This is a genomic window from Streptomyces stelliscabiei, assembly GCF_014873495.1.
Taxonomy (GTDB): Bacteria; Actinomycetota; Actinomycetes; order Streptomycetales; family Streptomycetaceae; genus Streptomyces; species Streptomyces bottropensis.
In genome coordinates this window covers 7,910,837-7,932,762 of record NZ_JADBGF010000001.1, presented here as the reverse complement: position 1 = coordinate 7,932,762, position 21,926 = coordinate 7,910,837, and the positions used below count along the sequence as shown (strand labels likewise).

The 21,926-nt window shown below is 69.3% G+C and carries 18 protein-coding genes and 1 pseudogene; 10 read left to right on the top strand and 9 right to left on the bottom strand.

Features of this window, described 5'->3' with window-relative positions; translation table 11 throughout:
- Positions 1 to 17 precede the first annotated feature (17 nt).
- A protein-coding gene (locus H4687_RS34975; RefSeq protein WP_099963510.1) for an IS5 family transposase occupies positions 18 to 835 on the top strand; the annotation gives its coding sequence in 2 pieces (ribosomal slippage) (positions 18 to 372 and positions 372 to 835; 819 coding nt in all).
- Between the two features lie 38 nt (positions 836 to 873).
- Entirely contained in the window at positions 874 to 1,887 is a 1,014-nt protein-coding gene (locus H4687_RS34970) for a helix-turn-helix transcriptional regulator (protein ID WP_046918947.1), read from the top strand.
- Between the two features lie 114 nt (positions 1,888 to 2,001).
- Here H4687_RS34970 and acnA read toward each other — a convergent pair whose 3' ends face one another.
- A complete protein-coding gene (gene acnA / locus H4687_RS34965; protein WP_046918954.1) occupies positions 2,002 to 4,719 on the bottom strand; it encodes an aconitate hydratase AcnA in 2,718 nt (905 codons plus the stop codon).
- A 982-nt stretch (positions 4,720 to 5,701) separates the two neighbouring features.
- On the opposite strand from acnA, the gene H4687_RS34960 reads away from it, so the two are divergent.
- From H4687_RS34960 to H4687_RS34935, 6 genes are all read left to right on the top strand, one after another.
- A complete protein-coding gene (locus H4687_RS34960) occupies positions 5,702 to 6,424 on the top strand; it encodes a VOC family protein (RefSeq protein ID WP_046918946.1) in 723 nt (240 codons plus the stop codon).
- Between the two features lie 121 nt (positions 6,425 to 6,545).
- Positions 6,546 to 6,743, top strand: coding sequence for a DUF4236 domain-containing protein (locus tag H4687_RS34955; protein ID WP_020114176.1), 198 nt, complete (start codon positions 6,546 to 6,548; stop codon positions 6,741 to 6,743).
- Between the two features lie 114 nt (positions 6,744 to 6,857).
- On the top strand, positions 6,858 to 8,387 hold the full coding sequence (locus tag H4687_RS34950) for a helix-turn-helix domain-containing protein (RefSeq protein ID WP_046918944.1): 1,530 nt from the start codon (positions 6,858 to 6,860) through the stop codon (positions 8,385 to 8,387).
- 941 nt (positions 8,388 to 9,328) lie between these two features.
- Positions 9,329 to 9,958, top strand: coding sequence for a DUF4360 domain-containing protein (locus tag H4687_RS34945; protein WP_046918943.1), 630 nt, complete (start codon positions 9,329 to 9,331; stop codon positions 9,956 to 9,958).
- Between the two features lie 292 nt (positions 9,959 to 10,250).
- Positions 10,251 to 10,490 (top strand): hypothetical protein, encoded by a 240-nt coding sequence (locus H4687_RS34940; protein WP_046918942.1) that lies wholly within the window; start codon positions 10,251 to 10,253, stop codon positions 10,488 to 10,490.
- Positions 10,481 to 11,383 (top strand): tetratricopeptide repeat protein, encoded by a 903-nt coding sequence (locus tag H4687_RS34935; protein ID WP_046918941.1) that lies wholly within the window; start codon positions 10,481 to 10,483, stop codon positions 11,381 to 11,383. Before H4687_RS34940 ends, H4687_RS34935 begins: the two co-directional genes overlap by 10 nt.
- A 152-nt stretch (positions 11,384 to 11,535) precedes the next feature.
- Here H4687_RS34935 and H4687_RS34930 read toward each other — a convergent pair whose 3' ends face one another.
- From H4687_RS34930 to H4687_RS34905, 8 genes and pseudogenes are all read right to left on the bottom strand, one after another.
- Positions 11,536 to 12,513 (bottom strand): Vps62-related protein, encoded by a 978-nt coding sequence (locus tag H4687_RS34930; protein WP_050399316.1) that lies wholly within the window; start codon positions 12,511 to 12,513, stop codon positions 11,536 to 11,538.
- Between the two features lie 62 nt (positions 12,514 to 12,575).
- Entirely contained in the window at positions 12,576 to 13,211 is a 636-nt protein-coding gene (locus H4687_RS46820; protein ID WP_046918940.1) for a hypothetical protein, read from the bottom strand.
- A gap of 169 nt (positions 13,212 to 13,380) precedes the next feature.
- A complete protein-coding gene (locus H4687_RS46815; protein WP_046918939.1) occupies positions 13,381 to 13,572 on the bottom strand; it encodes a hypothetical protein in 192 nt (63 codons plus the stop codon).
- Positions 13,569 to 13,754 carry a hypothetical protein gene (locus H4687_RS46810; protein ID WP_046918938.1) on the bottom strand — a complete coding sequence of 62 codons (186 nt, stop codon included), beginning with the start codon at positions 13,752 to 13,754 and terminating at the stop codon, positions 13,569 to 13,571. Before H4687_RS46810 ends, H4687_RS46815 begins: the two co-directional genes overlap by 4 nt.
- Before the next feature lie 299 nt (positions 13,755 to 14,053).
- Positions 14,054 to 14,886 (bottom strand): annotated as a pseudogene (locus tag H4687_RS34920) (IS5 family transposase).
- A gap of 934 nt (positions 14,887 to 15,820) precedes the next feature.
- The gene (locus H4687_RS34915; protein ID WP_046918937.1) at positions 15,821 to 17,131 is read right to left on the bottom strand and encodes a cation:proton antiporter; all 1,311 of its coding nucleotides are present in this window, start codon (positions 17,129 to 17,131) and stop codon (positions 15,821 to 15,823) included.
- On the bottom strand, positions 17,118 to 17,699 hold the full coding sequence (locus H4687_RS34910; RefSeq protein ID WP_097249187.1) for a flavin reductase family protein: 582 nt from the start codon (positions 17,697 to 17,699) through the stop codon (positions 17,118 to 17,120). Before H4687_RS34910 ends, H4687_RS34915 begins: the two co-directional genes overlap by 14 nt.
- 81 nt (positions 17,700 to 17,780) lie before the next feature.
- On the bottom strand, positions 17,781 to 19,385 hold the full coding sequence (locus tag H4687_RS34905; protein ID WP_046918936.1) for a tryptophan halogenase family protein: 1,605 nt from the start codon (positions 19,383 to 19,385) through the stop codon (positions 17,781 to 17,783).
- A 404-nt stretch (positions 19,386 to 19,789) separates the two neighbouring features.
- On the opposite strand from H4687_RS34905, the gene sbnA reads away from it, so the two are divergent.
- On the top strand, positions 19,790 to 20,908 hold the full coding sequence (sbnA, locus tag H4687_RS34900) for a 2,3-diaminopropionate biosynthesis protein SbnA (protein ID WP_078907477.1): 1,119 nt from the start codon (positions 19,790 to 19,792) through the stop codon (positions 20,906 to 20,908).
- Entirely contained in the window at positions 20,902 to 21,915 is a 1,014-nt protein-coding gene (gene sbnB, locus H4687_RS34895; protein WP_046918935.1) for a 2,3-diaminopropionate biosynthesis protein SbnB, read from the top strand. Before sbnA ends, sbnB begins: the two co-directional genes overlap by 7 nt.
- The last annotated feature ends 11 nt before the right edge of the window (positions 21,916 to 21,926 follow it).

Sequence of the window (21,926 nt, the reverse complement as noted above, 5' to 3'; positions counted from 1 at the left end):
GGCTCGTTGAGCCATGTATGGGGCGGGGTACGTGGAGTTGGATTGTTCCGGACGGGCTGTGGGAGATCGCGAAGCCGCTGATCCCACCGTCGAAGGTGCGGCCGCAGGGCGGCGGAACGCAGGACACGCCTGATGAGACGCTGTTCGCGGCGATCATCTACGTGCTGGTCAGCGGCTGCTCCTGGCGTTACCTGCCACCCTGCTTTGGGATCTCGAAGTCCACCGCCCATCGCCGGTTCCTGATCTGGTCCAGAGCCGGCGTGTGGGGCCGTCTGCACGAGGCCGTCCTGCACCGGCTCGACGACGCGGGCCTGATCGATGTCTCACGCGTCGTCCTCGACTCCGCCCACGTCAGGGCGAAAAAGGGGGCGGTCATACCGGCCCGAGCCCCGTGGACCGGGGCAAGCCGGGTTCCAAGATGCACGTCCTGTCGGACGCGAACGGGCTGCCCCTGGTCGTCGGCGTCTCCGCCGCGAACGTCCACGACAGCGAAGGGCTGAAGCCGATGGTGGCCGGTCACCAAACGAGACACGACCCCCACCGCGGCCGCCACTTCAAGCCCCAACGGCTCCATGCGGACAAGGCGTACGACGTGCCTCACCTGCGGAAATGGTTACGTGGCAAGCGCATCGGTGTGCGCATCGCCCGCAAAGGCATCGAGTCCAGCGAACGTTTGGGCCGCCGCCGGTGGGTCATCGAGCGGACCATCTCCTGGCTGTCCGGCTACCGTCGGCTCAGCCCCCGCTATGAACGAAATCCCCGCAACTACCTGGCCTTTCTCGGTCTCGCCGCCGCCCTGTGCTGCTACAAGCGACTCGTCCGCCTCACCACATAGGACACCGTCTTAACAGAGTTCGTCTACCGTGCCGGGACATGGTGAACACGGCACACGAGACGGCGCACGCCACCACAGAATCGGCCCCCACCACGAGCCCCTGGTCCGCGGTGGGGGTCTCCGCCTTCGACGAGCTGGTGTACCGGTCGGTCCTCCACCAGCCCGACGCGGGCGCGGCCGGCTGGGCGCTGCTGACCGGCGCCGAGCCGGCCCGGGTCCGCGAGTCCTGCAACCGGCTGCTCGCGCTCGGTCTGCTCCAACCACCGGACTCCATGGGCGGGTTGCGCGCGGTCGACCCCCGGGTGGCGATCCGGGCGCTGATCCGGCGGCGCGAGACCGAGTCCGAACTCCTGGCCGCCACCGCCGAGGAGATGGCCACCGCACACGAGGCCGGACTGCTGCGGGAGGAGCCGTCCCGGCTGGTCGAGGTGGTCTCCGGCGAGGGCGCCAACGCGGCTCGCCTGGAGGAGCTGTACGCACGCGCCGAGCACGAGGTGTGCGTCTTCGACACTCCCCCGTATCTGGCCCCGCGCACCCCGCAGTTGGACCTCCAGTCGGATCTGCTCAGCCGCGGGATCACCTATCGCACGGTGTACGCGGCGACCGCCCTGGAGGACCCGGACGTCCTCTTCCACGCCTGGAAGATGGTCGAACTCGGTGAGCAGGCACGGGTGTTGCCCTCGGTGCCGGTCAAGTTGCTGGTGGTCGACGGCCGTCGGGCGATGCTGCCGCTGACCTCGTCCGACGCGGGCGGCTACTGCGCGGCGGTCGTACGGCACTCGGCGGTGACCGAGGCGCTGCAGAAACTGTTCGACCTGGCCTGGCAACAGGCGACGCCGCTCGGTCTGCCGGTCGGTGAGGGTGAACTCTCCGAGGGGGAGCGGACGTTGACCCGGCTGCTGGCGGCCGGGATGAAGGACGAGGCGGTGGCCCGCCATCTCGGGGTGAGCCTGCGGACCCTGCGGCGGCGGGTGAGTGAATTACAGGACCGGCTCGGGGCGGCGAGCCGCTTCCAGCTGGGGGCACGGGCGGCACAGCGCGGCTGGCTGTAGGACCACACGAAGCGCCGCACGCAGCGCCGCACGAAGGGCCGCGCGCGAGGAACTACGCGAAGGGCCGCACCCCCGTCACCGGGGATGCGGCCCTCAACTGCCGTACCGGTCCGCCTACTTGCGGATCAGGCTGCGCAGCACGTACTGCATGATGCCGCCGTTGCGGTAGTAGTCGGCCTCACCGGGGGTGTCGATGCGGACGACCGCGTCGAACTCGACGCCGCTGTCGGTGGTGACCTTGACCGTGCGCGGGGTGGTGCCGTTGTTCAGTTCCTCGACGCCGGTGAAGGAGAAGGTCTCCTCGCCGGTGAGGCCGAGGGAGGCGGCCGTGGCACCCTCCGGGAACTGCAGCGGGAGCACGCCCATGCCGATGAGGTTCGAGCGGTGGATGCGCTCGTAGGACTCGGCGATGACGGCCTTGACGCCGAGGAGGGCCGTGCCCTTGGCCGCCCAGTCACGGGACGAGCCGGAGCCGTACTCCTTGCCGGCCAGGATGACCAGCGGGATGCCCTGCTCGATGTAGTTGCGGGAGGCGTCGTAGATGAACGACACCGGACCGCCGTCCTGGGTGAAGTCGCGGGTGTAGCCGCCCTCGGTGCCCGGCGCGATCTGGTTGCGCAGGCGGATGTTGGCGAAAGTGCCGCGGATCATGACCTCGTGATTGCCGCGGCGCGAGCCGTAGCTGTTGAAGTCACGACGCTCGACCCCGTGCTCCGTGAGGTACTTGCCTCCGGGGGTGTCGGCCTTGATCGCACCGGCCGGGGAGATGTGGTCGGTGGTGACCGAGTCGCCGAGCTTGGCGAGCACGCGGGCGCCGGCGATGTCCGAGACCGGGGTGGTCTCCATCGTCATGCCCTCGAAGTACGGGGGCTTGCGGACGTAGGTCGACTGCGGGTCCCACTCGAAGGTGTTGCCCTCGGGGATGGACAGGGCCTGCCACTGGGCGTCGCCCGCGAAGACGTCGGAGTAGGACTTGGAGAACATGTCCTCGCCGATGGCGTTCGCCACGACGTCGTTGACCTCGGCCTCGGAGGGCCAGATGTCGGCCAGGAAGACCGGCTTGCCCTCCTGGTCCACACCCAGCGCGTCGCGCGTGATGTCCACCTTCATGGAGCCCGCGAGGGCGTACGCGACGACCAGCGGCGGGGAGGCCAGGTAGTTCATCTTGACGTCGGGGTTGATCCGGCCCTCGAAGTTGCGGTTGCCGGAGAGCACCGACGTCACGGCCAGGTCATGGTCGTTGACGGCCTTGGAGACCTCCTCCGGCAGCGGGCCGGAGTTGCCGATGCAGGTGGTGCAGCCGTAACCGACGAGGTTGAAGCCGACCTTGTCGAGGTAGGGGGTCAGGCCCGCCTTGTCGAAGTAGTCGGTGACGACCTTGGAGCCCGGGGCGAGGGTGGTCTTGACCCACGGCTTGCGGGTCAGGCCCTTCTCGACCGCCTTCTTCGCCACGAGCGCGGCGGCGACCATGACGTACGGGTTCGAGGTGTTGGTGCAGGAGGTGATGGCCGCGACCGTCACCGCGCCGTGGTCGATCTCGTACGTCGAGCCGTCGGGGGCGGTCACCGTGACCGGGTTGGACGGGGCGCCGTTCGGCGCGACGGCCGGGGAGTCGGAGGCCGGGAAGGACTCCTTGCCCGCCTCGTCCACGGCGTCGACGTAGTTGCGGACGTCCGTCTTGAACTGCTCGGCGGCGTTCGCGAGGACGATGCGGTCCTGCGGGCGCTTCGGGCCGGCGATGGAGGGGACGACCGTGGAGAGGTCCAGCTCCAGCTTCTCGGAGAAGTCGGGCTCGGCGGCCGGGTCGAGCCAGAGGCCCTGCTCCTTGGCGTACGCCTCGACGAGCGCGAGCTGCTGCTCGCTGCGGCCCGTGAGCTTCAGGTACTTGATGGTCTCGCCGTCGATCGGGAAGATCGCGGCGGTCGAGCCGAACTCCGGCGACATGTTGCCGATGGTGGCGCGGTTGGCGAGCGAGGTGGCGGCCACGCCCTCGCCGTAGAACTCGACGAACTTGCCGACGACACCGTGCTTACGGAGCATCTCGGTGATGGTCAGCACGAGGTCGGTGGCGGTGGTGCCGGGCGTCAGCTCACCGGTGAGCTTGAAGCCGACGACGCGCGGGATGAGCATGGAGACCGGCTGGCCGAGCATCGCGGCCTCGGCCTCGATGCCGCCGACGCCCCAGCCGAGCACACCGAGGCCGTTGACCATGGTGGTGTGCGAGTCGGTGCCGACGAGGGTGTCGGGGTACGCCTGGCCGTTACGGACCATGACCGTACGGGCGAGGTGCTCGATGTTCACCTGGTGGACGATGCCGGTGCCGGGCGGGACGACCTTGAAGTCGTCGAACGCGGTCTGGCCCCAGCGCAGGAACTGGTAGCGCTCCTTGTTGCGGCCGTACTCCAGCTCGACGTTCTGCGCGAAGGCCTCGTTGGTGCCGAACTTGTCGGCGATGACGGAGTGGTCGATGACCATCTCGGCCGGGGAGAGCGGGTTGACCTTCGCCGGGTCGCCGCCGAGCGCCTTCACGGCCTCACGCATGGTGGCGAGGTCGACCACACAGGGCACACCCGTGAAGTCCTGCATGATCACGCGGGCCGGGGTGAACTGGATCTCCTGGCTGGGCTGGGCCTGCGAGTCCCAGCCGCCGAGGGCACGGATGTGGTCGGCGGTGATGTTCGCGCCGTCCTCCGTGCGGAGCAGGTTCTCCAGCAGGACCTTGAGGCTGTAGGGCAGGCGAGCCGAGCCCTCCACCTTGTCCAGCCGGAAGATCTCGTACGACTCGTCGCCCACCTGCAGCGTGCTGCGGGCGTCGAAGCTGTTCGCCGACACGACAGTCTCCTTCATTCCATGTGCGCGTACCACCGCATCCTGCCGCCAGGCCCTCTTGGCCGATCCGCTAAGGTAAGGCTAAGTTAGGTACCCCTTACCGGGGTGGCGGCCGCAGTGCGCCTCGGCAGATATCTCGATGTCGAGATAACAGTAGTACATGGGCGCGGGCTGGTCATGCCCGGCCCGATGTGGCGTGCGCCAATCTCGTCGGGACGCGGGGGCGAGGGGTACGGCGCGTGGGGCGCGGGGGCGATCACCGCATGCCCCGGCGCGACGTCGGGCGTCCGCCCCCGCGTCACGGGGCCGGTTGATTCGCGCCGCAGGTCGCGGGGGACGGCTCGTCCGATCACAGGCGTCACGTCCAGCCCCAGGAGTGTCCCGTCCACTCACAGGCGGCCCGTCCGGCCCCAGGGGTCGACTCAACCGCTCACAGACGTGCCGTCCGGCCCCAGGAGTGCCCCGTCCACTCACAGACAGCCCGTCCGGCCCCAGGGTCGACTCAACCACTCACAGACGGCCCGTCCGGCCCCAGGGTCGGCTCGTTCGCCCGCAGGTGGGCGCCCGTCCGCGACGCACGCCGATCGGCCGCCCCGCACGAGACGGTCCGTCCCCGTCGGCGGTCCGGCCCGCACCCGCCGTACGGTCCTGCCCGCCACCGCCGCACGGTCCTGCCCGCCACCGCCGCACGGTCCGGCCCGCCACCGCCGCACGGTCCGGCCCGTCACCGCCGCACGGTCCGGCCCGTCACCGCCGCACGGTCCGGCCCACTCGGCACCCCACCGACCAGTCCGCCCCACCGGCCAGTCCGTCCCACCGCACCGGCCGGCCCACCGTCACCCACCGGCGAGCCCGTCACCTCGCACCGCCGCGCTTCTATTTGCGTTGCACGGCGATTCCCGCGCTTCCTAGCATGGCGGGCCTCATGGGCACGGGGACGAGCCCGGTGCGCGACCGTGAGTCAGCGGATCGGAGATCCCCCGGCATGACCTCCCACCTCCACGCACTCTGCTTCGACGCGAACGACCCCGCCGGCCTGGCGCGCTTCTGGGCCGGCGTCCTGGGCTGGGAGACCGTCGACGATCCCTACGGCGCCCTCGCGCTCGCCCCGAACGACGACACCGGGTTCCGGCTCCGCTTCCTGCCGAGCCGGGAGAAGAAGACCGTCCCGAACCAGATGCACTTCGACCTCACCAGCAGGTCCCTGGACGACCAGCGGCAGACCGTGGCGAGGGTGCTCGACCACGGCGGCCGGCACATCGACATCGGCCAGCTCCCGGACGAGGAGCACGTGGTCCTCGCCGACCCCGAGGGCAACGAGTTCTGTGTCATCGAGCCGGGCAACAGCTTCCTCGCCGACTGCGGATTCATCGGCGCGCTCGCGAGCGACGGCTCGCAGGAGGTCGGGTACTTCTGGAGCCGGGCCCTCGGCTGGCCCCTGGTCTGGGACCAGGACGAGGAGACCGCGATCCGCGCGCCGCACGGCGGCCCGAAGGTCACCTGGGGTGGTCCGCCGCTGGCCCCGAAGGCGGGCAAGTACCGCCTCCACTTCGACCTCGCCCCGCCCGCCGGCGGCGACCAGCGGGCGGAGGTCGACCGCCTCGTCTCCCTCGGCGCGACACCCGTCGACATCGGCCAGGGCGACGTCGACTGGGTGGTGCTCGCCGACCCCGACGGCCACGAGTTCTGCGTGTTGCCGCCCCGCTGACGCACGCGCCCCGGGAGGCACGCGAAGCCAACACCCCGCACCGAAGCCGCAGTTGCCTTCAAGTGGCAGGGATGCGAACGGCAGGACGGGGTACCCGGTGTGCACTGGGAAGGAGGCACACATGCCGCTCACGTTCCGCAAGAGTTTCCGCATCCTGCCGGGTGTGCGACTGAACATCAACAAGCGCTCCTGGTCCATCACCACCGGAGGCCACAACGGCCCGCGCCACACCCACAGCAGCACGGGGCGCCGTACGACCTCGATGGACCTGCCCGGCCCCTTCGGCTGGCGCCGCACACGCAACGCCAGGCGTCACTGAGACCGCCGCCGTCACCGTCGTACGGCTGACGCCCGTCACCCGCATGGCCTCTCGTCACCACTCCAACAGGCCCCCCAAGAGGCGTGATCTCATATCTGAGATAACCTCGGCCTCATGGCAGACGACTACCTCGAACGCATCGGCAAGCTCATTCGTGACGCAAGGCAGCACCGTGGCTGGACTCAGTCGCAGTTGGCGGAGGCGCTCGGCACGAGTCAGAGCGCGGTGAATCGTATCGAGCGCGGTAATCAAAACATCAGCCTTGAGATGATCGCCCGAATCGGTGAAGCCCTGGACAGCGAGATCGTCTCGCTGGGATACGCGGGTCCGATGCATCTGCGGGTGGTCGGCGGGCGCCGTCTGTCCGGTGCGATCGATGTGAAGACCAGCAAGAACGCGTGTGTCGCGCTGCTGTGCGCCTCCTTGTTGAACAAGGGGCGCACAGTGCTGCGCAGGGTGGCCCGTATCGAGGAGGTGTACCGCCTTCTGGAGGTGCTCGGCTCCATCGGCGTACGCACCCGGTGGATCAACGGCGGTGTGGACCTGGAGATCGTGCCGCCGGCCGAACTGGACCTGGCGGCCATCGACGCCGAGGCGGCCCGCCGCACCCGCTCGATCATCATGTTCCTCGGCCCGCTGCTGCACCGCATGGACCACTTCACACTGCCGTACGCGGGCGGTTGCGACCTCGGGACGCGGACGATCGAGCCGCACATGATCGCGCTGCGCCGCTTCGGCCTGGACATCACCGCCACCGAGGGGCTGTACCACGCCGAGGTGGACCGGTCCGTCACCCCCGGCCGGCCGATCGTGCTGACCGAGCGCGGTGACACGGTGACCGAGAACGCGCTGCTGGCCGCCGCCCGGCACGACGGCGTGACCGTCATCCGCAACGCCTCCTCCAACTACATGGTCCAGGACCTCTGCTTCTTCCTGGAGGCGCTCGGCGTACGGGTGGAGGGCATCGGCACCACCACGCTCACCGTGCACGGGGTCCCGCACCTGGACGTGGACGTCGACTACTCGCCCTCCGAGGACCCGGTCGAGGCGATGAGCCTGCTGGCCGCCGCCGTCGTCACCGAGTCCGAACTCACCGTGCGCCGGGTGCCGATCGAGTTCCTGGAGATCGAGCTGGCGGTCCTGGAGGAGATGGGCCTCGACCACGACCGCTCGGCGGAGTACGTCGCCGACAACGGCCGTACGCGGCTGGTGGACCTCACCGTCCGCCCGTCGAAACTCCAGGCGCCGCTCGACAAGATCCACCCGATGCCGTTCCCCGGCCTCAACATCGACAACGTCCCGTTCTTCGCGGCCATCGCCGCCGCCGCGCAGGGCCAGACCCTGATCCACGACTGGGTCTACGACAACCGCGCGATCTATCTGACCGACCTCAACCGCCTCGGCGGCCGCCTCCAACTCCTGGACCCGCACCGGGTGCTGGTCGAGGGCCCCACCCGCTGGCGCGCCGCCGAGATGATGTGCCCGCCGGCCCTGCGTCCGGCCGTGGTCGTCCTGCTGGCGATGATGGCCGCCGAGGGCACGTCGGTCCTGCGCAATGTCTATGTCATCAACCGGGGTTACGAGGACCTGGCGGAGCGCCTGAACACGGTGGGCGCGCAGATCGAGATCTTCCGGGACATCTGATCGGCAGGAGTGTCGTGCCCCTGGGAGATGAGGGGCACGACACTCCTAAACGCCTGCTGCCCTGCTGCCCTGCTGCCCTGCTGCCCTGCTGCTACACACTTGCGGGACTCTTCATTGATCACCGCTGTTTTTCATCACCTTGTGCAACGCACGTGCAAGATGATCTTAAAGTGGTGACGATACGTCAGAGATATCCGAGCGCCGGTCAGCCTTCACGGAGAGTGCTCGCCACAGGGGCCTCGCAATGTCCGCACCGACGGTGCCACTGGCGTTCCTGAGATTCGGAGTTCAGTCCTCGCCTCGCACGCGCATCAAGCGCACTACACCGCTACGGCCAGTTCCAGCCCGGACCTCCACGCACACCGGCGTTCCTTCGATCATCCGGCTGACCCCTACGTCCGGGTCGGCGGCCTGCCGACCGAGGCGCCCGCCGACAGCATCCGCGACACCCCTGCCCGGGAGCGCGTCGAGACGAGAGTGAAATGCGTGCTGCCGTCGTCGGGCCTGCCAACGGGACGGGAGGGCGGACGCGTACGGCAAGGCCGGCAAGGACACCAGCGCGGGCATGTCCGTCAAGGGCCTCGTCACGGAACGTTTCCACACACGCTGGGCGACTCTCGGTAGGTGCCCCTCCTTCTGATGACGCCCCGCGACCTGTACGACGGATTCGCCGCCGCCCGCCTGCTGTTCCGGAGGTTGCGCCGCACTCGTCTCTTTCGTAGGTGGCAGGCTCCCCCTATAGTGGGCGCGCTCCCACCCCGGGGGCCCGCTGCGGCCCGCGGTGATGACCGCACGACCGTCGCCCGAACCCGTACGGACAGTTCCGCCGCCGTGCATGCACCGATGACCGAACCTGCTCCGGCGGCCGAAGCGGGTGAGGGCGGCCGCCCCGCGTCATGCCTGTGGGACTCCGTCACCAGCCGTACTGCGATTGGAGAGTCATGTCTCGTCTTCTCGCCACCAGCGGAGCACTGGCGGCGTTATGCCTCGGGCTGCTGTCGGTCCAATCCGGGGCGGCGGCCGCCGACGCGCCGGCCGAGGGGGCCCAGGTCGTGATCAAGACGATCAACGGCTCCGGGTGCCCGGCGGGCACGGCTGGTGCCACGGTGTCCCCCGACAACTCCACGCTCACAGTGACGTACGACGCCTACACCGCCCAGGCCGGTGGCAATGCCGGACCGGCCGACGCGCGGAAGAACTGCCAGCTCGTCCTGGACGTCAAAGCCCCGGCGTCCTACACCTACGCCCTCTTCGGGCTTGACCACCGCGGCCATGCATCGCTGCCCGCGCGCGCGACCGCCACCATCAAGTCCGACTACTACTTCCAGGGGACGACGGACGACGTCTTCCAGTCCCACCCGCTGACGGGGCCGTACCAGGATGACTGGGCTGTGTCCGACAGCGTGCCGGACAACCGGCTGGTCTGGGCACCGTGTGGCTCGCAGCGGTACCTCAACGTCAACACATCCCTGCAGGTGAGCGCTGGCTCGGACAACCGCGCCAGCGTGGTCACCATGGGCTCGACGGACGTCCCGGGCGCCTCCTACCGGCTCGTTTGGAAGCGGTGCTGACACCCGGGGCAACGTGAGGCTCGGCGCCTGGACTGCCCGGAGGGCCGTGACCGGCCGGTCGCTCCGATCGGCGGCTCGCGCGCGCACCGCCTGGAGGCGGCTCAGCCTGTGGGTGGCGATGTACCTGCCGGGCACGGGGCCCACGGGCATGCCTCTGAGGGCGCGGTCGGCCTCGTGAGCCTCGTCATGAAGACGCATCGACGGGATGCGGCACAACACAAGAAGGGTCGCGGTCGGCGTATTGCTCTGCGTCACGCAGCGACCAGATCGTCGCCTGCCGAGCAGAGTTCGGTTGCTGCTGGAGTCGGGCAAGGACGAGATACAGATCGACGTCGGCGCGGCCAAGCACCACCTGACGCAGGCATCGACGGCGTTAGCCGACCCGTATGCGCTGGCCGAGGCGGCCTCTCTGCTCGCCAGCGCACTGTTCCTCAGCCATGAGCACGAGCGCGCCGTCGACGTCCTCGCCCGTGCGGTGGACGATCTGGGGCAGACCGACTGGTCACGGCGGACGCGTCCCCCATGGTCGTGAGCCTCGCCGGGCTGGCCTTCCTGTCCACCGACCGGCTCGACGACGCGGTCGCGCGCTTCGACCGCACCGGCGACACGGGCGGCCGATGGGGCTCGTTCCTGATGGTCTCGTCCGCGCTGACCTGGCAACTGCTCGTCCAGGCCCGGCGCGGCCGGCAGCTCCCGCTCACCGCAGACTTCGGACACCCCGCCATCACGGCCGACCAGGGCTTGGAGCCTCGGGTCAGGCTGTCGATGCGGACCCAGATGGGCGAGTCGCTGATCGAGCGGTGCGACCTGACCTCGGCGACGTCAGTGCTCACCGCGGACGCCGACTTCGACCGGATGGGCTGGACCTGGCAGGGCCCGGCGCTCCTCGCACGCAGTCGGCTGCACGCGGCGCGGGGCAACCCGACCGCCGCCCTCGCCATCCTGCACGAGTACGGCACGCAGGAGAACCGGGCACAGGTCATGAACCTGGCCTGGGTGCCCTGGCGGTCGCGGGCGGCCTTGCCGCACCTCACGCTCGGACAGCGGACGGACGCGCTCGAACTGGCCACCGAGGAACTGGAGCTGGCCCACCAGTGGGGCACCGAGCGAGCGATCGGGGTGGCCTCACGCTGTCTGGGCGCCATCCACGGCGGACGCAGAGGGCAGGCCCTCCTGCGCGAGGCCGTGGCCCTGCTGAAACGGTCCCCCGCCCGACTGGAACTGGCCCGCGCCCACTACGGGCTGGGAACCACTCTCATGCGCGACGGAAAGGCCGACGAGGCCCGCCAGGCCCTCACACAGGCGCTCCACCTCGCGGACACCTGCGGCAGTGTCCTGCTGGCCGGCCAACGGCCATCACCTCCATCGCCGGCGTGCGCACCAGTTGGGCGGTCAGCTTCTCTCCGGGGGCCCGAATCTCAATAACCGTCAGCGACGGGTTTCGGCGGGGGGTGTTCGGGCGTGCAGCTGTTCCCATGTGCGGGCGGGCGATCCGGGTATGGGCGTGACGAGGATCCGATCTCTCTTCGCCCCGGCCTCTCGAACCACCTCTGCAGGACGCGAGCGGACGGCCGGCGTCACTGGAGACCGGGCTCGCCGTCCAGGGGCTGCATGTGCGGGTCGAACAGGGACTTCCTGGGCGGGCCTTCAGGGCCGTTGTTCAGTACGCATTCCCCGCTGAGGGCCTCGGAGAAGAAGCAGCCGGACTTCGGGTTGCCCCAGCGGCCGGTGTAGTTCAGCCAGGCCCATTCGCCGGTGTAGCTGCCCACGGGCTGCCAGGCGAACACCTTGAGTGCCTGCCGGGTGTCCCAGAGCGTGCCTGCGCCGGTGTCGTCGTTGAGGGTGTCGCCGTTGGGCAGATTCCGGTAGGTGTGGCGTCGCGCGTCGGGGTACATGCCGTGGGATCCCTGCGCCGCGTAGACCACCGGCTGATCGCCGACCAGAGCGACCTCGGAGCCGCCGTACGGGAAGGTCTGTCCACCGTCGTGCTGGCCCATGGAGACCCTGTACGGCACGTCGTCCACGAAGCGGACGGTGACGTGCTCCCAGTCGCCGACGTGGTTGCCGAACGTGGAGTAGCCCCCGACACAACCCCAGCGGGAGAACCATCCGACGCAGACCCGCTTGCCGTTGTTGTACGGGAAGAACGTCCAGTAGTTGATGTCGGTGATGTTGGTCGGGTTGCCGTTGTCGGTGCGGTGTACGACCTCCGCGTAGGCCGGCACCGCGGTCTGACCGGGGCGCTGTCCGGCCAGGAACGGCGGATTCGTGCAGGAGTCGCAGCCCAGCGCCTGGTTGGTCACGAGGAACTGCTGGTTGGGGTTGCCGTTGTCCGCACGGGTCTCGAGGTGGGTGTTGGCCAGGAACGGCTCGACAGCGGCCGGGAAGTAGGACTCGTCCTGCTGAAGCCAGATCCGGGGCGCGTAGCGGCGTGCCAGCGCGTCATCCGCCGACGAGACCGAGGAAGCGGAAGCCGACCGGGTGGTGTCCTCTGCCGCCCGAGCGGGATGAGGCGACAGCACCGACAGCAGGGCGGCGGCGGAGACCGTCGCCAACAGACCGGCCCCCCAACGCCGTACGGAAGCCGACCGGTCTCTGTCTCGCGGTGAAGCGGTCATCAGTGTCCCCCTCGTGAGAAGTGTGTGAGCTTGTCGTCGCTGAACCCCGGGACGACCTGCCGCATCCGGGCGCGGATGCCCGCCGCTTCCGGAAAGGCCGGGTCGTCGAGGGTCAGCGCGTTGTGCCATCTGGCGTATCCGCAGGTGAGCAGGGCGAGTTCGAGATAGCCGGGAAAGGACGGGACGGGCGGGCGCAGCCCCTCCCCGAGGTAGTGGTAGCGGACCTCGTCACCGGGCGGAGCGTCGGGCTGCTGGCAGAAGGCGGCGCACGCCTCGGGGCTGAGGAAGTCGAACGGCTTGACCGGCTCGAAGCGGACTCCGCCGGGGAAGTCGTCGAACCAGATGGTTTCTCGCCAGTCGGAGAAGACCTCGGCCAGCGGAAGGATGTCGATCGAGCCGGAGTCCGTCGGCCGACCGCTCTGGCCCGGCGGCGCGTAGTCCCAGGCGAGGGTGAACCCGTTGAGCCGGGTGTAGAAATCCTCGACGCCCTCGGGCAGACGGTTTCGGGCGAGGGTGCGCGCTTCGGCCAGTTCCGCGGCGGACACCGGCGGCCTGATCTCGCTCTGCCGGACCGCGACGCCGGGTACGCCGCGCAGTTCCTCGATCCGCGCGGCGACCAGCTCCCGGTGGTTCACGCCCCGTCACCTCCGCACTCGTACTCGTACTCGTTCGCCGCTGTCACTTCTGCCCGACAGGCTTACCGGAGCGGCCCACGTACGGAAGAACTACGAGGGCAGCCGCCAGGGCAGTGTGTCTGGCGGGAGTCCAGGGGGTGCATTTCGTCACTCACCCGCGATTGAGCCGCTAGCGAGGGACGACGGGGGTCGATGGGTGGGGCGGCCAGTCCGGTGGCAGCAGGGCCCACGAGCCGTGCCGCAGCCACTCCGCGAACCGGACCGGGCGGGCACCGCCGAGATGGTCCGGGGACAGCGGCACGATCCGGTCGCAGATCGCCCGCCCGTCCCACCACACCGTGCCCGCCAGCGGCCCGGTCACCGCCAGCAGCGTGGAGAAGCCGCACCCATGCTCCTGCACGACCACGGCACCGGCGGTCTTATGTCCTCGAACTCGCCGGCCTCGTCGTCCCAGGCACGCCATGCGTCGGCGTACGCCGCCTCGCCCTCGAACGCCTCGGCCCGCGGCTCCCGCGCGGCCAACTCGTCGTCGGCCCTCGTCATAGGAGTCGGGGTGCGGAAAGGGCACGACCAGCCGAGCCCGCATCGCCTCGTCGTTCCCGGCCCACCACCAACCGCGATCGGTCCGCTCCAGCCGGGCCAGTGCCCCGCCGGCGCTCACCTCGCGCAGGTAGTCCCGGTATTCCGGGGGGAAGGGACACACCCAGTTCCTGCTCGGCCTCGGATGTCTCGGCCTCGGTGAGGGGTGGCGGGGGAGGTTGCTTCCTCATGGGGCGAGTGTAGGCGTCCGCCGCAACTCGCCTGCCGAGTACGGGAGTTCGGTCCAGTACGGCTGAGAACTCCTATCGCAATGACTTCAGGCGTCTCGAGCAGATGAGTGCGCATCGGAGGGTGAGGAAGGCTTCGTGGATGTCGTCGCGTATCTCCCGGCGGATCCGCAGGCGACGGAACCAGTGCAGATGGGCGAACGCGCGCTCGACGACCCAGCGTTGGGTGCCCAGGCCGGAGCCGTGCTCGGTGCCGCGGCGGGCGATCAACGGCTTCACGCCGAGGTCCCAGACCAGGCGGCGGTACTTGTCGTGGTCGTAGCCGCGGTCGCCCAGCACCACGTCCGGGCGGCGCCGGGGTCGGCCGCGCTTGCCCCGCACCGGCGGCATGGCCTGGAGAAGAGGGATCAGCCGGGTGACGTCGTTGCGATTGCCGCCGGTCAGGGTGGCGGCGAGCGGGATGCCGGTGGCGTCGGCGATCAGATGATGTTTGCTGCCGGTTCTGCCCCGGTCGACAGGGCTTCGTCCGGTCTTGGCTCCCTCTTTGACGCCCGGATGTGGGAGCCATCGACCGCCGCGCGGGAGAAGTCCAGGGCGTTCGCGCTGCGGAGCTTGGCGAGGAGGACCTCGTGCAGCCGGGGTCACACGCCGGCCTCGGTCCACTCGGCCAGGCGGCGCCAGCAGGTCATGCCCGACCCGAAGCCGATCTCCTGCGGAAGGTGTTCCCAGGAGATCCCGGTGTGCAGGACGAACAGGATGCCCTGGAACACCAGCCGGTCCGGATGCCGCTTGCGTCCTGGGTGGCGGGTCCGTCGCTCGACCTTGGGCAGCAGCGGCTCGATCACCGCCCACGGCTCGTCGTCGACTTCCCACGGCTTCGGCCGCGCCACCTCGCACCCCCGGATCATCGGTCCCGGAGTGATCCAACCACCTCGAAGATCGTTTCGTTAGGAGTTCTTAGCCCGCCGGGCAGGCGCGACGGGCCGCTCGCTGTACGGCGGCCGAGTCTTGGCGGGCACCACCGGCTCACTGACGCCGGCGCCCGCAGAGTCAGCGTCGATCATCAGAACCTACGATCCCGCAAGGCATCCGCCGAGCGCCAGTCACCCGACATCAAGGCTCCCGCACCCCGTCGACAACAGAGCGTTCGACGAGCTCACTTTGGCGTACAGAGCCGAAAGGGTGCCCGTCAGCGGTGGGAGTCCTCTGGGACTCTTCTGGGACTTCCGGCCCCGTCAAGTGGCACGAACATGAAACAGCTGAAAGGTCATTCGCCCTGGTCAGCTGACATCAGCCGCCCATCGTCGCAGGTCAGCGCGTTCACTGGTCTCTTCCGGGACATTTGGCACACGAATGTCACCGCACCCCGGCCTGACCTGCTATTCAGCGGGGCAGGATGAGGCGCGGCGGCATCTCTGGGACTTTTCTGGGCCTTTGGGACCATGGCGGGCCACGCTCCACGGGCTCCACCGACCGGCCTTCGCTACGCGAAGATGGCGTCAATGGCAGTCTGCCCCGCGTGCCCGCGCGGGGCGGGAAGGGGGAGTACCTCCGCAGCGTGGACCCGGGGCCGGAGTGCCCGCTCTTCGCCCGGCCCTCACCACCGACCGCCCGGCTCTCAAGAAGGAGCCTCTTGGTCTTCAGCACGCAACCGACTCCAGCAGCACCGAAGCACACCTGACATCCCATCAGGACGAGCGTCACATGTGCGTCACGAGCGCCATTTCAGCGTCAGGACATCGCCCGTGACCCCCACACTGCGCATCGCCACACCCGCAGGTCGAAAGACCTCGGCCACCGGTTCGGGGATGGCAACGCACCCCACACGGCCCGCACCGGCTCTCACGGGCGGCCGGACACGGGTACCGCCACGGCCTTCTCACCGTCCGGCGCAGGCGGGGGCTCCGCGGCGCCGGTCGTCCGGGTGCCCGGACTCAGGCGGTCCAGGGCAGGACCGGTCAGGGCCGTGGTGATCAGTGCCATCATGACCAGCATCGTGAACACCTGTGGGCCGATCACCCCCATGTCGTAGCCGATGTTCAGGACGATCAGTTCCGTCATACCGCGGCAGTTCATCAGCGCGCCGATGAGCAGGGACGAACGCCCGTCCTGGCCGGCCGTCCGGGCTGCCAGCGCCGCACCACCCCACTTCCCGGCCATCGCCACCACCAGGATGGCCCCTGCCCATAGCCACTCGGACATGTGGTGGAGCCCACCCAGGTCGGTACGCAGTCCGGTCTGTACGAAGAAGAGCGGGAGCAGCACCGGAATCACCACCGAACGCAACTGCCGGGCGGCACGCTCCACCGTGTGTGAACCGCGGGGCATGGCGGTCCCCAGCAGGAACGCCCCGAAGACGGTGTGGACACCGATCCGGTCGGTGATCAGGCCCGCCAGGCAGATCGCGCTGAACAGGACGACGAGTACGACGCCCTCGTGCCGCTCGCCGGAGAGCAGCCGGTCGTGGCGTGCCCTGCGGGCGAGCAGGGGACGCAGCCCCCAGATGAGCGCGGCCGCGAAGCCGAGGGTGAGTGCCGCGGTGCCCGCGGCGCCCATCGCGGAGCTGCTGGTCGTCAGCGCCACCACCAGGGTCAGCAGGCACCAGGCCGCGACGTCGTCGATGGCCGCGCACGCCAGGGCCAGGGTGCCCACGGGCGTGCCGTACAACCCCCGTTCGCTGAGGATCCGGGCCAGGACCGGGAAGGCCGTGATGCTCATGGACACGGCGATGAAGAGGACGAACGGCATCTGCTGTACGCCGTCGGGTGCCTGGGTCCCGTACATGGCCAGGCCCAGGGCCGCCCCGAGGAGCAGAGGAACGGCGATGGACGTACCGCCGACGGCGAGGGCCGTTGCTCGCTTACCGCGCAGGGTGCCCCAGTCGAATTCCAAACCGATCAGGAACATGAACACGAGCAGGCCCAACTGGCCGAGCACGCCGGTGAACGGCAGGACCGACGGAGGCAGCAGCCAGTGCTGCGCGGACGGCCAGAGCCAGCCGAGCAGGGACGGCCCGAGCAGGATGCCCACGCACATCTCGCCCACCACGGGCGGCTGGCCGATCCGTCGGAACAGCGCGCCGCCGGCCCGGCAGGCGAGGATGACGGCGGGCACGGCGATCAGCAGCGGCGGCAGGGGGTCAGCGGCAGCCATGATCGGCCTCCGGCTGCGCCGTGGCGCCGACGGTTTCGGGCACTGCCGTGACCGCCGACCAGGTCGCGTACCGGCGCAGCCCGTAGAGCAGCGGCTCGGGCGACAGGTCCAGGAAGGTGACGTCGAGCACCTCGCCGAGGACCGCGGTGTGATCGCCGACTTCGAGGGTGCCGGTGACGGCACAGTCCGCGATGGCGTGTGCGGCGTCGATCAGATGAGGGCCCCCGGCGCCCAGCGGGAGACGCCATTCGGCCCGTGCGAACCGGTCGGGAGCACCGGAGCCGAACAGGTCCGAGGTGGCACGGCCGCGCTCATGCAGCAGATTGATCGCGAACCTGCCGGTTTCGCGCACGGCCCGGTGCGTCCGGCTGTCCGTGCGCAGGCAGGCCACGATGGTGGGCGGGGACAGGGCGACGCTCGCCAGCGAACTGCACGTCATCCCCTGCGGGTTGCCCTCCGCGTCGAGGGCCGTGATGATGCTGACCCCACTGGGGAAGGAGGCCATCAGCGGGCGTATGTCTGGCTCGTCGGTGGTTCTGGATGCCTGGCCGGGCATCGGTTTCTGCATGGGTCACTCCGTGGATAGCACTCCGGAAGGAGGCGCGGCCCGTGCGCCGGGCGAGGCGAACGGGCCGCTGGTGGGATGGGATCAGGAGGCGCCGTGCAGCTGGCGCAGGTACTCGTAGGTGGTGGGCAGCGTGTCCAGTAGATCCTTCTGCTGGCGCTTGACCCGTTCGAAGAGCGGCTGCGCCCCGGCGACGGAGCCCGGTCGGTACGACAGCGCCGGCAACGGCGCGTCGGGGACCAGGCCGAGGCCGGCGAAGATGCAGTAGTAGCTGCCGTTGGTCCAGAAATTGCGGAACTCGGCCTCGAAGTTGCCGTAGTAGGTGGACTCGTCGGTGACCGGCGAGTTGATCGGCAGACCGGCGCGGTACGCGGCGATCTTCTCCTGGATGTTCTCGGGGAGCGTCAGCTCCTTGTTCGCGCGCCAGAAGGGCGTGTCATTGCGCGGCGCGAGATGGAAGTGGGCCTGGATGAAGTCACGGGTGTCGTCGAACATCACCTCTATCTCGTTGTTGAAGCGGTTGATCAGCGTCTCGTTGAAGTTCCGGTCGGGGAAGTGCTTCGCGAGCTGGTAGATCGCCGCGGTGATGAAGTAGATCCCGGTCGACTCCAGGGGCTCCAGGAAGCAGGAGGACAGGCCGATGCTCACCACGTTCTTCACCCAGGCGCGGCGGTTGCGGCCGACCCGGAAGCGGATCTGGTTGAACTTGGTGTTCTCGGGATCGAGACCCCACAGCTCGCTGAACTCCCGGGTGGCCTCGTCCTGAGTGGCGAACTTGCTGGAGTAGACGTAACCACTGCCGAAGCGGCCCAGCATCGGGATCTTCCAGGCCCAGCCGGAGGACATCGCGATCGCCGAGGTGTACGGCTCGATGCCGTTGGCCTCGTCGTCGTGCGGCACCGCGGTGGCCACCGCCGAGTCGCACAACAGGTGGTCGCTCATGTCGATGAACGGCTCGGCCATGGCCTGGTTGATCAGCAGACCGCGGAATCCGGAGCAGTCCACGAACAGGTCTGCGTCCAGGACCTTGCCCGACTTGGTGTGCAGCGCGGTGACGAAGCCCCGCTCGTCCTGCTCCACCCGGGTCATCTCGTCCTCGACGTGCAGGACGCCCTGCTTGTCGGTGGCGAACCGGCGCAGGAACTGGGCGACCAGCGCCGCGTCGAAGTGCCAGGCGTAGCGGGTGGCGTGGCGGCCGTCGAGCCAGCGCGGGGCGAGCTTGGCGTCCATCACCGGAGGCTCACGGAAGCAGGCGTAGTCGAACGGTTCGGTGGTGGTGCCCTCGTGGTGGTTCTTGTACCAGTAGTGCGAGAGCGGCGTCTGGTCGTAGTCGGGGAGCAGGCCGAACGGGTGGTAGAAGTGGTCCGGGCCGCCGGCCGGCAGCTCCCGGGCCGCGGGCTCTCCCTTGCCCTCGGTGCGCCAGTTCACGAAGCGCACGGCCGTCTTGAAGCTGGCGTTGCACTCGCGCATCCACTCGTCCTCGTTGATGCCGAGGAAGTCGAAGAGCACGCGCTGCAGGTTGGGGACGGTGGCCTCGCCCACTCCGATACGGGGAATGGTGGGCGCTTCGAGGACCGTGATCTCCACGGTGTTCTCCAACGCCTTTCCCAGGTAGGCGGCGGTCATCCAACCCGCCGTACCTCCACCGAGGATGACGACTTTCTTGATGCGGCTGTCCTGGCCGTTCATGAGCGGCTTTCTCCTCTGACGGAAGCGATGGCGGACTGGTCGGTCGCTGGGCCGCCACCCGGAGCAGGGCAGCGGGGCGACCGATGCCGCACAGACTCGCCATCGGCGCTATGCCGCCTCTATGACCGACCAACCGGGGCGTATGGAACGGATATAGCGAGCTCGGACAGCCTTCAGGAGCTGAAGGTCTACTCAGCCCGGAGTCGGAAGGAAGGCGCGGAGGATGAGTGACGGCGTGTCAACCCCGGTGCCGGCCACTGCGTCAAGAACAACGGTGCCGACAACGTCGTGATCGGCAGAGCCTTACCGGGCCGGTGCCGACTGGTCGTGCCCCCACCGCGCCGTCTCCCCCATGGCCGAGCGACGGACATTCCGACACCCGCAACCGAGGATGGCTTCATCACATGCCGTACGACGAAGGGAAAGCCGCGGTCGAGCGCCTCGCCCCCGCACCCGGGGCCAAGGGCATCCTCTCGACGGTCGGCGGCACTCCGCTCATCGAACTGGAGCGGCTGGTCCCGGGGTTCACCTCCCGGATCTACGCAAAAGCCGAACGATTCAACCCCGGTGGCAGCATCAAGGACCGCTCGGCGCTGAGCATGGTGCTCGGCCGGATCCATTCCGGTGAGCTGGTCCCGGGCAGGTCGACGGTGGTGGAGTCGAGTTCGGGAAACCTCGCGATCGGACTCGCCCAGATCTGCGCGTACTTCGGGCTGCGCCTCATCTGTGTGGTCGACGTCCGCACCACCGAGCAGAACATCGGCATCCTGCGCGCCTACGGCGCCGAGGTCGAGGTGGTGACCCGGCCGGATCCGGAGACGGGCGAGCTGCTGCCGCAACGGCTGCGCCGGGTCGCCGAACTGCTCGAACGGATCCCGGGCGCCTTCAGTCCGAGGCAGTACTCCAACCCCCTCAACTCCCTGGCGCACCGGACCACGATGCGCGAGATCGCCGAGGAGCTGAACGGCGAGGTCGACCATCTGGTGCTCGCGGTCGGGACCACGGGCACCCTCAGCGGCTGCGCCGAGTACATCCGCAGCGCCGGCCTGGGGACCACCATCCACGCCGTCGACGCCGTGGGCAGCCGTCTGTTCGACTCGCCCGTCTCCTGCTCGCGCCTGATCCCCGGGCACGGGGCCTCCGTCGTACCCGAGTTGCTCGACCGGTCGGACGCCGACGACATCGTGCACGTCACGGACCTGGAGTGTGTGGTGGGCTGCAGACGCCTCGTCCGTCGGGAGGCCATCCTCGCCGGAGGCTCGTCGGGGGCCGTGGTCTCCGCCCTCGAACGACTGGCTCCCGCCGTCCGGCCGGGCTCGAACGTCGTGCTCGTACTGCCCGACGGCGGCGACCGCTATCTCGACACCATCTACGACGACGCCTGGGTGCGCGCCAACTTCGGCGAGGTCTTCCATCTGTGGAAGGAGCCGGAACGCGGCCCGGGCGCGGCGAACTTCGCGGACACCCGGGCCTTGTTCCGCCCGATCGACCACAAGACGGAGAAGGAGTCAGTGCTGTGCTGATCATCGGCCACCGCGAGGTGCGCGACATTCTCAAGGGGAAGGAACCGGAGATCCTCTCGCTGATCGCCGATGCCTACCGACTGCACGACCGGGGCCGGTCAGCCCTGCCGCACTCCGTCTTCCTGCGCTTCCCCGACGACGTCCGCAACCGCATCATCGGCCTGCCCGGCCACCTGGGCGGGGAGCAGCCGGTCGCCGGCATGAAGTGGATCGCCAGCTTCCCCGGGAACGTGGCGCAGGGTAAGGAACGGGCCAGTGCCAGCATCGTCCTCAACTCCATGGAGGACGGCCGCCCCACGGCGTTCGTCGAGGCATCGCTCATCTCCGCCAAGCGCACCGCGGCATCCGCGGCCCTGGCTGCCGGCCTGCTCTCCACCGAGGCGGAGCCGCAGGGCATGTCGCTGATCGGCGTCGGGCCGATCAACCTGGAGGTGCTGCGCTTCACCAAGGCGCGGTTGCCCTCGCTGACCGAAGTCACGCTGTACGACCTGGACGCCGACCGCGCCCGTGCTTTCGCGGCCAAGGCCCGCGGTGTCGTCCCGGGTCTGGCCGTGCACGTCGCGACCACCCCCGGGGAGGCACTCGCCGCCCACCGCCTGGTCTCCTTCGCCACCACCGCGGCGACCCCCCACATGGACCTGTCGGGCGTGTCCGCCGACACCACGGTGCTCCACGTCTCGCTGCGCGACCTGACCGTGCGGGCGGTGCTCGGGGCACAGAACATCGTCGACGACGCCGACCATGTCTGCCGTGAACACACCTCGCTGCACCTGGCCGAACAGGACAGCGGTGGGCGGGAGTTCATCGACGCGGAGATCGGTGCCCTGTTGCGCGACCCGGAGTCCTTCCGGCGCGACCCCGGACGCGTCGCAGTCTTCTCGCCGTTCGGTCTCGGCATCCTCGACCTGGCGCTGGCCCACTGGGTGAAGCATCAGGCCCAGGAGTTCGGGATCGGGACGAGTGTGGACGATTTTCTGCCATTGCCTCTGGCGGACGCGGTTGCGTGACCCGGCTCGCC